Genomic DNA, 12,365 nt, shown 5'->3' with positions numbered 1-12,365 from the left:
TTTTAGGAATGATATGGAGGCACACATCATGACTTTGAAGGATTGGTTTGAAAAAGGATTGAAGCCGGAGCAGTATATGGATCAAATGGAACAAAATAAAGAAAATGTTCAGCAGATCCAATCCGCATTCCAACTCGCGAAAATGGAAGCATCCTTTTTGTCTCGGTTGCAGGAAGAGAATTTAAAGGCCATTGTGATCACAGAGGATTGGTGCGGAGATGCGATGATGAATGTTCCGATCTTTCTTGAGCTTGCTCAGCATGCCCACATCGATGTCCGTATTCTATATAGAGATCAAAATTTAGAATTAATGGATCAATATTTAACGAATGGGACGTCGCGTGCGATTCCGATCATCATCTTTTTCAATGAAGAAGATGAGGAGAAAGTGGTATGGGGACCTCGTGCACAGGCGGTTCAAGAGTTAGTTTCGAGCAAGCGCTCTAGTTTGCCACCTCTTGATCATGAATTGTTTGAACAAAAGCAAAGAGAGATGTATCAAGAGCTAAATCATGCTTTTCTCACGGAAAAAGGCTTATGGCAAGAAGTGTATCGGAGCATGAAAACGGCTTTAACTGAGAAATTAATTTAATGATGGACAGGCTGCTGGAAATGTTCCTAGCCTGTTTTTTTATACAAATTATTGAGGGGGGAGAAGAATGGATGTCGTATCAGGTTATTTAAACCGACTGAAAATTAGTAGAGAGAAGCCAAGCTTAAATTATTTGCAGCGGCTGATACAGCATCATTTATCATTGATTCCGTATGAAACGTTTAGCAAGTTTTATTATTATAATCAAGGTAGTCAGCATGTTCCAGACTTTGAATTGTTCGTTCAACATTTAGAGGATAGGGGATGGGGTGGAACTTGCTACTCGTTGAATATTAATTTTGCTCGGCTGTTAGAAAAGCTCGGCTATACTTGTGCGTTCGTGCGAGTTCTTCCTGGTCATGTAGCGATTATGGTCACGATTGAAAATAGCCGATACTATGTAGATGTCGGTTATGGCTCGCCGATGACCCGACCGATTGAATTAGAAAGTCGCTATCGTCATGTGCTGCATGGCTTTGGAGAAGAAATTATTTTTACAAACATAGGAGAGAACAAATTTTTGCTTGAGCGGAGAGCGAATGGGAAGACGTTTGTGACGAAAGAAATTCATTGGGTGCCGCTAAAGGAAGAGGAAATTATCGAGGAAGCGGCTTCGTCTTTTCAAGATTGTGATAGCAATATAACGATGCGCAGAATATCGGCTGTTCGCTTTCAAGGAAATAACTGTTATTTTTTGCGGGATGAAACGTTAAAGGTGATGAATTATCGCGATATTCGTGCCCATCATTTTAAAGAGAAGGACATGTGGATGAAAGCAGTAGTAGAGGCGTTTCAAGTCGATGAACAAGGACTGGAAGAATCGATTGCTTTTTTGGAGAAAAGAGGAATTGAACTGTTCGAAAAATAGCTTTTTTAGTTGAAAAGTAGTAAGATATTAACACAAGAAGTATATTGGGAAAAATAAACATAATTTTACATGAAGACTAGGATGGAGACAAATGAAAAGAGCAAGAATTATTTATAATCCTACTTCAGGGCGAGAGCTTTTCAAAAAGAGTTTGCCAGAAGTGTTACAAAAGCTAGAGCAGGCGGGCTATGAAGCTTCTACCCACGCAACGGTTGGAGAAGGAGATGCGACACGTGCTGCTCGAATTGCGGTTGAGCGCAAGTATGATGTCGTCATTGCCGCTGGTGGAGATGGGACGTTAAATGAAGTAGTGAACGGCTTAGCTGAGCAGGAATATCGTCCGAAGTTTGGAGTTATTCCGATGGGGACGACGAATGACTTTGCCCGTGCTTTGCATATTCCACGAGATAATATTCAAGGAGCGGTGGACGTCATCGTCAATGGGGACACAATTCCGGTTGATATTGGTCGCATGAATGACCGCTATTTTATTAATATCGCTGGTGGCGGCCGTTTAACAGAGCTGACGTATGAAGTGCCGAGTAAATTAAAGACGATGCTTGGTCAAATGGCGTATTATTTAAAAGGAATGGAAATGTTACCATCGATTAAAGCATCGGAAGTGAAGATCGAATATGATGGCAAGCTCTTTGAAGGAGAAGTGATGCTGTTCTTGATCGCCTTAACGAATTCCGTTGGTGGCTTCGAGAAACTTGCGCCAGATTCTTCTGTCAACGATGGCTTGTTTTCCTTACTCATTTTGAAAAAGACAAACTTAGCTGAGTTTATCCGCATTGCAAGCCTTGCTTTACGAGGAGAGCACCTTCAAGATGACCATGTCATTTATACGAAGGCGAATCGAATTAAAGTCCATTCACCAGAAAAGGTATTAATTAATCTGGATGGGGAGTTAGGTGGAGCTTCACCAGCTGATTTTGAAAACTTGTATCGACATTTAGAAGTATTTGTTCCCGTCGACCAGTTGCGTCCACAGGATCGAATCTATTAATGAAGAAGCCTGACTCTTTATGAGTCGGCTTTTTTTATTGTGAATTATTTCGTACATCGAAAAATATGCTACAATTTAGAGGTGTATAATAGTTACCTAGGTAAATAAAAAGGAGTGGCTTTATGAATTCGCATTTTTTGTTTCATTCGCTTCATCAGCTTTCAAGACAATTGACGAAGCGGGTGAATACGGTATTGCAGCCGTATGGACTGTATAGTGCGCAGTGGTCGGTGTTATATGTATTGAAGGAAAAAGGAAACTTGACGCAAACAGAGCTATGCGATTATTTGGCAGTTGAGGCACCGCCAATGACACGAACGATTCAGCGGCTTGTCAAACAAGGATATGTGAAGCAAGTGCCAGGTCATGATAAGCGCGTCAAAATTATTACATTGACAGAACAAGCAGAGAAGGAGTATCCAATCTGGGAAAAAGAGATTTTAGCTGCTAATCAAGAGCTGTTAGCCAATTTTCCAGAAGAGCAACAGAAACACTTGTATCTACTTACTTCGGACTTGTTGCTCATCTTAACAAATCAACAGAGAGAAGGGGACGGGAATGAGTAAGCCGGCTTTATGGACGAAGGATTTTATTAGTGTGTCTGTCAGTAATTTTTTTCTATTTATCGTTTTTTATATGCTGTTAGTGACGATGCCGGTGTATGCGCTTCAGGAGATGGGAAGTTCGCCAAGTGAGGCGGGTTTAGTAACAACGCTGTTTTTATTATCAGCGATTATTGTGCGACCGTTCACGGGACAGTGGATTGAACAGTTTGGCAAAAAGAAGGTATTGCTTGCTTCGCAGTTGATCTTTCTTTTAGCGTCTTTGCTTTACTTTGTTCCAGATTCACTGTCGATGATGCTAGCGCTACGTTTTTTTCATGGGATTGGTTTTGGAATGGCGACAACTGCAACCGGGGCAATGGTGGCTGATATTATTCCGGATTCTCGGCGTGGAGAAGGGATGGGATATTATGTGATGTCCACCAATTTAGCGATGGTCGTTGGACCGTTTCTTGGGTTGACCGCGATGCAACAATGGGGCGGTTTTACGATGATTGTTCTCTGCGTGGTAATTGCTGGTTTTGCTCTAGTTGCCGGTGGGCTGATTCATAGTCGTGACGAGCTGTCTACTGAACGTGCGATGTCCATTTTTCACGTACAATTACGCGCTCGTGATTTATTTGAATTCTCAGCGTTACCGATCGCAATCGTTGGCATGTTTTTCTCAGCGGTGTACGCTTCGATTTTATCATTCGTATCAGTCTATGCAGAAGAGCTTCAATTAGTAGAGGTAGCTAGTTATTTCTTTGTTGTTTACGCAGTGGTGCTACTATTATCGCGCCCGTTCACAGGAAAATGGTTTGATCAATACGGAGCGCATGTGATCGTGTATCCGGCGATCTTATTGTTTGCAGTCGGAATGCTTTTGTTAAGCCAAGTGTCCACAGCATGGACGTTTCTTACGGCAGCTGGATTGATTGGACTAGGGTGGGGGACATTATTTCCGAGCTTTCAAACGATTGCCATTCAAAAAGCCCCACCAGCGAAAAAAGCGCTCGCCACGGCGACATTTTTATCGCTGTTTGATCTCGGAATTGGAGTTGGTTCGTTTTTTATTGGTTTAATCGTGACAAAGATGAGCTTTAGCCAACTTTACGTGTATTGTAGCTTCTATATTTTACTAGGCGTGGTCATCTATTTCGTGTTAGTTCAACGTCATCAAACGAGCCGCCTAAAGTTTGAAAAAAGTGAACAAGTGGACTATACTGGGAAAAAATATAATTGAGAATTTTTTTCAAATAGAAGGGTGGAGCTGCCTTGCGATCAGTATTTTCTTATTTAAAGCCTTATAAATATTTAATGGGGCTGGCGTGGCTACTGATGTTAGTGGAATTGGCTGTCGAACTCACACATCCTTTGTTTATGGCGAAAATTATTGATGAGGGGATTGTGAAAGGAGATCTTACCGCTGTGTATAAATGGGGAGCGGTTATGATCGCAACGACGCTTCTTGCCTTTATTTCAGGTATTATTAATTCCTTTGTCGCCGCTCATGTCGGGCAGAATTTCGGTTTCGATTTAAGGGGAAAGATGATTGAGAAAGTGCAATCCTTCTCGTTCGCTAGCTACAATCGTTTCGCTTCCTCCTCGTTGATTACTCGCATGACAACCGATGTGACTCTTTTGCAAAACTCGGTATTTATGAGCTTGCGGATTATGCTACGTGCTCCGCTGATGATCCTTTTCGGTACGGTGCTGGCATTGCTCGTTCATGTGAAGCTCACACTTATCTTGCTCGTGACCGTTCCGGTGATGGTCGCTTTTTTATTAAGAAGGATGAAACAAAGCTCGACTTTATTTCGTTCCGTTCAACAACGACTTGATCAAGTGAATAACGTGATGCAAGAAAACTTAGCAGGCATTCGGTTAATTAAAGCGTTTCTTCGTTGGAGACATGAAAGCATGCGCTTTAAAGAAGCGAGTGAACAACTGATGGAACAAACGATTCGCGTTGTACGAATGGTGGAAACGACGATGCCCGTTTTGTTATTTGTGATGAATGGTAGCTTGCTCTTTATATTATGGTTTGGCTTTGCTGAATTTCAGGCAGGAACGGCAACTGCTGGAGAAATTGTTGCGGTCATTAATTACGCAACAAGAATTATTGCTTCCTTATCTATTTTTACGTTTATCATTATGATTTTCTCTAGAGGAAAAGCTTCAGCCGAGCGAATTGGTGAGCTGCTTGAGGAGCCGGAAGAGCAAGCGGACCAACGTTTGAAAGGGACACCTTTTCAAGCAACAGGTGGAAAAATTGAATTCGATCATGTATCGTTTTCTTTCCCAGGGAGCGAGGAGCCGGTGTTAAAGGATCTTTCTTTTACTGTTCAGCCTGGAAAAACGACCGCTATTTTAGGAGCGACAGGATCAGGAAAATCGACGTTGTTTTATTTAATTCCAAAGTTGTATGAGTCTGATCACGGAACGATTCGAATCGATGATCAAGATATTCAAGAGGTGCAGTCGGCGTCCTTGCGAGAGCAAATCGGCTTTGTCCCGCAGGAAGCCCATCTATTCACCGGAACGATTCGTGAAAATATTGCTTGGGGGAAAGAAGATGCTACCATCGATGAAATGATCGATGCGGCGAAAAAAGCACAAATTTATGAAACGATTGCCGACTTACCAAATGGATTTGACACCGTTATCGGCCAAAAAGGCGTGAATTTATCTGGCGGTCAAAAGCAAAGATTATCGGTCGCACGGGCACTTATTCGCAAGCCGCTCATTTTATTGCTTGATGATAGTACGAGTGCGCTCGATCTAAAGACAGAAGCGAACATGCTGGCGGCGTTAAAGCAAGAAACGTGTACGACGCTCATCATTACGCAAAAGATCAGCACCGCACAACAAGCGAATCAAATTATTTTGCTAGAAGATGGTCGCGTATTAGCAATTGGGACACATGAAGAGTTAATGAAGATGAACGGTTTGTATCAACAGCTAATAGCTTCCCAATCTGGAGAGGAGGAGCGCGCTTATGTCAAGGCACCACAACGTTAGGGTCGGACCAAAACCACAAATTAAAGACGCCACACAAACGCTCAAAAGATTGGCAAACTATTTGGCGAAGCGCAAAGGCTTACTCTTTCTTGTTATCATCATGGTCGCCGCAAGCTCAGGACTAGGCTTGCTCGGACCTTATCTTGTCGGGATGGCGATTGATGAATTTATCGTCACTGGTGATAAAAAAGGGCTGCTTTCCTTACTCTTTCAGCTAGGAGTTGTGTACTTTTTCTATTCTTTGACGATCTTTTTGCAAAATTATTGGATGGCTGGAGTGGCTCAAAAAACAGTATTTGAAATGAGAACAGGGCTGTTTGATCATCTCCATCAACTGCCTTTATCCTTTTTTGATCAACGTCAGCACGGCGAGCTTATGAGCCGCGTGACAAATGACATTGAAAATGTGAGTAGTACGCTCAATAGCTCAGTTATTCAAATCGTTTCAAGTGTATTGACGTTAACAGGAGCAGTCATCGTCATGATTTGGCTTAGTCCACTGCTGACGGCTGTGACGCTGTTAATTGTTCCGCTGATGTATCTTGGAATGAAGTGGATTACGAGCCGAACACGTAAGCAATTTAAAGAGCAGCAACGTCATTTAGGTGAACTGAATGGCTATATTGAAGAAGCGGTATCCAGTAAGCATATTGTCAAAATGTTTTCGCAAGAGGAGAAGATTGCGGCAGAGTTTGCTCGGAGGAATGGGGAATTAAAGCAGGCAGGCTATTGGGCACAAACATACTCGGGCTTTATTCCGAAGCTGATGAATGTGCTTAACAATTTAAGCTTTGCGTTAATTGCTGGAGTGGGCGGTTGGCTCGCATTAAAAGGATTTGTATCTGTCGGTGTGATTGTCATTTTTGTGGAGTATTCGCGCCAGTTTACTCGTCCACTCAATGATTTAGCCAATCAATTCAACACGCTATTGTCCGCAATTGCTGGAGCGGAGCGGGTATTTGATATTCTCGATACGGAGCGGGAAGAACAGGACGCGGATAAATTAGAAAAAGTGGAGACGATCCGCGGCGAAATTGAATTTCGTGATGTATCATTCGCTTATGTGAAGGGACAGGAGACGATTCAAGGGATTAACTTTTCTGTGCGCCCCGGGGAGATGTTAGCATTAATTGGGCCGACGGGTTCAGGAAAAACAACGATTATTAACTTGCTGGCTCGCTTTTACGACCCGGATGCTGGACAAATTTTAATTGATGGTAAAGAGAGTAAGAAAATTTCGCGCCAAAATTTACGAAAGCATATGGGGTTTGTGCTTCAAGACACGTTTTTATTTGAAGGGACGATCCGCGAAAATATTCGCTACGGCAGGCTAGAGGCTACGGACGAAGAGGTAGAAGAAGCGGCGCAGGAAGCCAATGCGCATTCGTTTATAATGAAGCTACCTGATGGATACGACACGAAGTTGAAGCATGAAGGGAGCGGCATTAGCCAAGGACAAAAACAGTTGCTTGCGATTGCTCGAGCGATTTTAGCGAACCCAACGATTTTAATTTTGGACGAAGCAACGAGCAGTATCGACACGATTACCGAAATTCACATTCAACAAGCACTAGAACGTCTTATGCAAGGACGAACGACTATCACGATTGCTCATCGTCTTAATACGATCGCAAGGGCTGATCATATTCTTAATTTAGGAGTAGTTTCTCGGCCTGCTAGTGTTCAGTAGGATGACAAGAAAAGTAATGATATAGGAGACCCACATAGATATTCTGAATCTGTGTGGGTTTTTTGTAGTGATATGTAAAATGGAAACATTACTAAATACCCATATTAGAAACTTGCTTATAAAAGAGGTTAAAAATGTAATATTTAACAATAAGTAGTCTTTTAGTTTTGGAACCGCCAATATAGTATGATTATTTTTTATGTCATTTTAACTAGTTTTAAACTTTGTCTGCTAAATTAGGAATAGATATTATACTCTGACTGCAGTCGCACAACGGCGCTGTTTTTTCATGCATAATTTATAACATTACAAGGACACAAGCTTATTAGAATATAACAAGGGGTGGATTCAATATGGTCCTTAGCCAAGCGTATATTTTAGTAAAGAGTGAAAAAATTATTGAATTTTCAAACGTAGGTAATTTATCATAGGTATATATTCTTTTATTTTTTTTTGTAAATGTTAAGAATTTGTAGAGTTAGGTATTTTATCATAGTGTCGTACATGATTAACAAAGAAAAGAGGGAGATTGAACATGGAAAAAGTGATTGAAACCCGTCGAGAACGTCGAGAAAAGTTAAAGAAAGTGAAAAGACATAAGCGGAATTCTAAATTAATTGGGACGACTTTAGCGATCTCACTTTCAACGGTCTCTATGTTAGGTCAGCCAGAAAAAACGAAGGCTTGTGATTGTGCCGCTCCTTATAAGGTACAAGCAGGAGATACTTTATATTCTTTAGCTAAAAAATACAAAGTATCAGTAGAACAATTAAAAAGTAAAAATGGCCTCGCTTCTGACCAGTTACGTGTAGGACAGGAGATTACCGTTCCCTATATAGCAGAGGAAGGAGAACCGCTCCATTTAGAACTAGAGGATAAAGAAGAACAGCCTACACAAGCTACAGAAGGCGCTTCAATAGAGAAAACTGAGCAAGAAAACAATGTAGCATCCGATGAGTTCGTACCACAGCCAAAGTTAACGATCACCACAGGAACGAACGGTTCTCTTTCAGCATCCTCCGCCCAAAAGCCAACAGACAAGTATAAAAATCCCATTTCTAACACGCAAAAAACTATTTACACAGTTAAATCAGGAGATAGCCTATGGACGATCGCTAAAAAACACGGCATGACAGTTGATCAGCTTCGCAAGGACAATCAATTAACCTCTGACAGGTTATCGATTGGGCAAAAATTAATGATTACATCGGGAAAGAACACATCGGTTCCCTCTACTCCTGATCAAAAACCTGTAGAAAAGCCTGTAGAAAAGCCTGTAGAAAAGCCAACGACGAAGCCAATTGCCTATATTGTGAAATCAGGAGATAGCCTATGGACGATCGCTAAAAAACACGGCATGACAGTCAATCAGCTTCGCAAGGACAATCAATTAACCTCTGACAGGTTATCGATTGGGCAAAAATTAATGATTACATCAGGAAAGGGCACATCAGTTCCCGCTATTCCTGATCAAAAGCCTGTAGAAAAGCCAACGACGAAGCCAATTGCCTATATTGTGAAATCAGGAGATAGCCTATGGACGATCGCTAAAAAACACGGCATGACAGTCAATCAGCTTCGCAAGGACAATCAATTAACCTCTGACAGGTTATCGATTGGGCAAAAATTAATGATTACATCAGGAAAGGGCACATCAGTTCCCGCTATTCCTGATCAAAAGCCTGTAGAAAAGCCAACGACGAAGCCAATTGCCTATATTGTGAAATCAGGAGATAGCCTATGGACGATTGCTAAAAAACATAGCGTGACGGTCGATCAGCTTCGCAAGGACAATCAATTAACCTCTGACAGGTTATCGATCGGTCAAAAGCTCATCATTTATTCGAAGGGCAATAATGGGAAGGGGGATACGGGGACGGCTCTCGTAAAGTCACCCCATGTATATCAAGTACAAGCAGGAGACACTCTTTTTTCGCTAGCACAACGATTTAATATAAAAGTAGAGACACTGATGAGCTTGAACGAGCTGAAATATCCAGTAGCGATCATTGGAGAGAAACTACAAATCCCTTCCGAGCATGTAAAGCGTAGTTTAGGCACCATCGTTGGAGCGATTGACAATACTTCTATTGAAGTACTGATCGATGGAACGTCTCAAGCATTAGAGGTTTCTTATGGGTCTTTGCAAAACTATCAATATAAACAGAATGCGCAAGTGTTTCTGACCTATACGAAAGGTAGCGCTGATCAACGTCCAGCGTTAATCAGTGTAACGGAAATATAATAAAGAAGCGGCAGACATGAGTCCTGCCGCTTCTTTATTATCGTTCGGATTTACTGCATGGATGAAATTAATCGCTTTTGCCTAAATCTTCATCAATCTAGGCTCTGGTTGAAATTTACTTAATCACCCTTTATACCTACTGAAATACTTTATATATCTTGTTTTATATTGATTTTATTGCGTAACGGATGTGTTCATTCATTAGAAACATAGACTCATTATGAACCACTATTGTAGGATTTTAGATATATGTTTTACGCTCATATGGCTATTTTCACGAATTTGTCGTTTTTTCTATTTAGATGTAATATTTCCTTTTGTGGGGGAATATTGAGATGAAGTTCAATTTTTCAATGTTCTCTTTTTGAAAAATAACAAATGGAGAGAAGAGCATGGAAAACAATCGAATGGAAACTCGCCAAGAAAGAATTGCTAAATTAAAGAAAATGAAAGCTTATCAGCGAAATTCTAAATGGATGGGTGCGACTTTAGCTGTTTCACTCACCGCTGTCTCGATGTTTGGGCAGCCGGAACAAGCCAATGCTTGCGACTGTGCGACCTCCTACACGGTGAAAAAAGGGGATACCATTTACTCCTTAGCGAAAAAATATCAAGTCTCCGTTGAACAGCTAAAAAGCAAAAATGGTTTCACCTCGGACACGTTGCACATTGGACAGCAAATCACAGTTCCAACCCTCGACGAAAAGGGGCAGCCGCTTCATTTGAAAGCGATGGAAGAAGACAATGCCAACGGTGACAACAATATGGCGAACGTGAAGGCTAATCAAACAGTTGAACAATCAGTCAAATTGGCAGAAAATGAAGCGCATTCTGTCTCGTCGAAAGTAACAATAGCGAACTCGCCAGTAGCTGCTACAGAGAAAAATGGTTCAGTCATTCATATCGTAAAATCGGGAGATAGCCTGTGGAAGATCGCCAACAAGTACGGAACGACGATCGTACAAATAAAGAAGGACAACAAGTTAACATCTGATGCGTTAACGATTGGTCAAAAACTAATCATTAACCAAAAAAGCACGCCATCTAAGCCGAGTCCTGGTCAAAAGCCAGTGGAGAAGCCGAAGCCGCCAACAACGGGTTCTGGTGTGACATATATCGTGAAATCGGGAGATAGCCTGTGGAAGATTGCCAACAAGTACGGTACGACGATCGCGCAAATAAAGAAAGATAACAAGTTAACAACTGATGCGTTAACAATCGGTCAAAAACTAATCATTAACCAAAAAGGAACACCGTCTAAACCAGGCCCTGGTCAAAAGCCAGTAGAGAAGCCGAAGCCGCCGACAACTGGTTCGAGCGTGACATATATCGTGAAATCGGGAGATAGTCTGTGGAAGATTGCCAACAAGTACGGAACGACGATCACGCAAATAAAGAAAGATAACAAATTAACAACTGATGCGTTAACGATCGGTCAAAAACTAATCATTAACCAAAAAGGAACACCGTCTAAACCAGGCCCTGGTCAAAAGCCAGTGGAAAAGCCAAAGCCGCCGACAACTGGTTCGAGCGTGACATATATCGTGAAACCGGGAGATAGTCTGTGGAAGATTGCCAACAAGTACGGAACAACGATTGAACAAATCAAAAAAGATAACAAGTTAACAACTGATGCGTTAACGATCGGTCAAAAACTAATCATTAACCAAAAAGGAACACCGTCTAAACCAGGCCCTGGTCAAAAGCCAGTAGAGAAGCCGAAGCCGCCGACAACTGGTTCGAGCGTGACATATATCGTGAAACCGGGAGATAGTCTGTGGAAGATTGCCAACAAGTACGGAACAACGATTGAACAAATCAAAAAAGATAACAAGTTAACAACTGATGCGTTAACGATTGGTCAAAAATTAATCATCTATACAAATAAAAAAGAGCCAGGCAAAATACCCGGCCAAAAGGTAAACAAAAAGCCAAAAAAGGCTTCCTCTAATACTATTATCGGCAAAAATGGAGAATCTTTATCACTTTTAGCCAAAAAATCTAATATTTTAGTAGAAAAAGTGTCTTCAGCTCAATCATCCACTGTGATGTATCAAATAAAAGCGGGAGATACACTGTATTCTCTTGCGGAACGATTCGATACAGAAGTAAGTGAGTTAATGACGTTAAATCAGTTGGAATATCCAATAGCTATCATTGGAGCAAACTTGCAGATCCCTTCAGATCATATAAAGAGAAGCCAAGGGATCATCGTTGGGGCGATTGATAATACGTCCATCGAAGTGCTGATCGATGGTACCCATCAAGCGTTAGAAGTTTCTTACGGGTCGTCTCACAGCTATCAGTACGAAGATGGGCAACAGGTCGTTCTTACTTATACAACAGGCAGCGACAATCACCGTCCCGCGTTAATTAGTGTAGCGCAAATTTAAAT

9 protein-coding genes are annotated in these 12,365 nt (G+C 41.6%); all 9 read left to right on the top strand.

Features of this window, described 5'->3' with window-relative positions; translation table 11 throughout:
* The first annotated feature begins 28 nt into the window (after window positions 1-28).
* Entirely contained in the window at window positions 29-592 is a 564-nt protein-coding gene (locus tag CEF22_RS15895) for a thioredoxin family protein (protein WP_100403635.1), read from the top strand.
* Between the two features lie 67 nt (window positions 593-659).
* On the top strand, window positions 660-1,460 hold the full coding sequence (locus CEF22_RS15890) for an arylamine N-acetyltransferase (protein ID WP_100403634.1): 801 nt from the start codon (window positions 660-662) through the stop codon (window positions 1,458-1,460).
* A 91-nt stretch (window positions 1,461-1,551) separates the two neighbouring features.
* Window positions 1,552-2,469, top strand: coding sequence for a diacylglycerol kinase (locus CEF22_RS15885; RefSeq protein WP_095477369.1), 918 nt, complete (start codon window positions 1,552-1,554; stop codon window positions 2,467-2,469).
* Between the two features lie 122 nt (window positions 2,470-2,591).
* Entirely contained in the window at window positions 2,592-3,035 is a 444-nt protein-coding gene (locus CEF22_RS15880; protein WP_100403633.1) for a MarR family winged helix-turn-helix transcriptional regulator, read from the top strand.
* Window positions 3,028-4,257: an MFS transporter gene (locus CEF22_RS15875; protein ID WP_100403632.1), complete on the top strand. Its 1,230-nt coding sequence runs from the start codon at window positions 3,028-3,030 to the stop codon at window positions 4,255-4,257. Before CEF22_RS15880 ends, CEF22_RS15875 begins: the two co-directional genes overlap by 8 nt.
* 32 nt (window positions 4,258-4,289) lie before the next feature.
* Window positions 4,290-6,035, top strand: coding sequence for an ABC transporter ATP-binding protein (locus tag CEF22_RS15870; protein ID WP_100403631.1), 1,746 nt, complete (start codon window positions 4,290-4,292; stop codon window positions 6,033-6,035).
* Window positions 6,013-7,725 carry an ABC transporter ATP-binding protein gene (locus tag CEF22_RS15865; RefSeq protein WP_100403630.1) on the top strand — a complete coding sequence of 571 codons (1,713 nt, stop codon included), beginning with the start codon at window positions 6,013-6,015 and terminating at the stop codon, window positions 7,723-7,725. The genes CEF22_RS15870 and CEF22_RS15865 overlap by 23 nt, the downstream gene beginning before the upstream one ends.
* 535 nt (window positions 7,726-8,260) lie before the next feature.
* Window positions 8,261-9,970, top strand: a complete 1,710-nt coding sequence (locus tag CEF22_RS15860; RefSeq protein WP_100403629.1) for a LysM peptidoglycan-binding domain-containing protein — start codon at window positions 8,261-8,263, stop codon at window positions 9,968-9,970.
* Window positions 9,971-10,362: 392 nt separating this feature from the next.
* A complete protein-coding gene (locus CEF22_RS15855) occupies window positions 10,363-12,363 on the top strand; it encodes a LysM peptidoglycan-binding domain-containing protein (protein ID WP_100403628.1) in 2,001 nt (666 codons plus the stop codon).
* Window positions 12,364-12,365 lie beyond the last annotated feature (2 nt).

This window comes from Bacillus sp. FJAT-42315, from assembly GCF_002797375.1.
Lineage (GTDB): Bacteria > Bacillota > Bacilli > Bacillales > Domibacillaceae > Bacillus_CE.
This window is presented reverse-complemented; position numbering and strand designations above follow the sequence as displayed.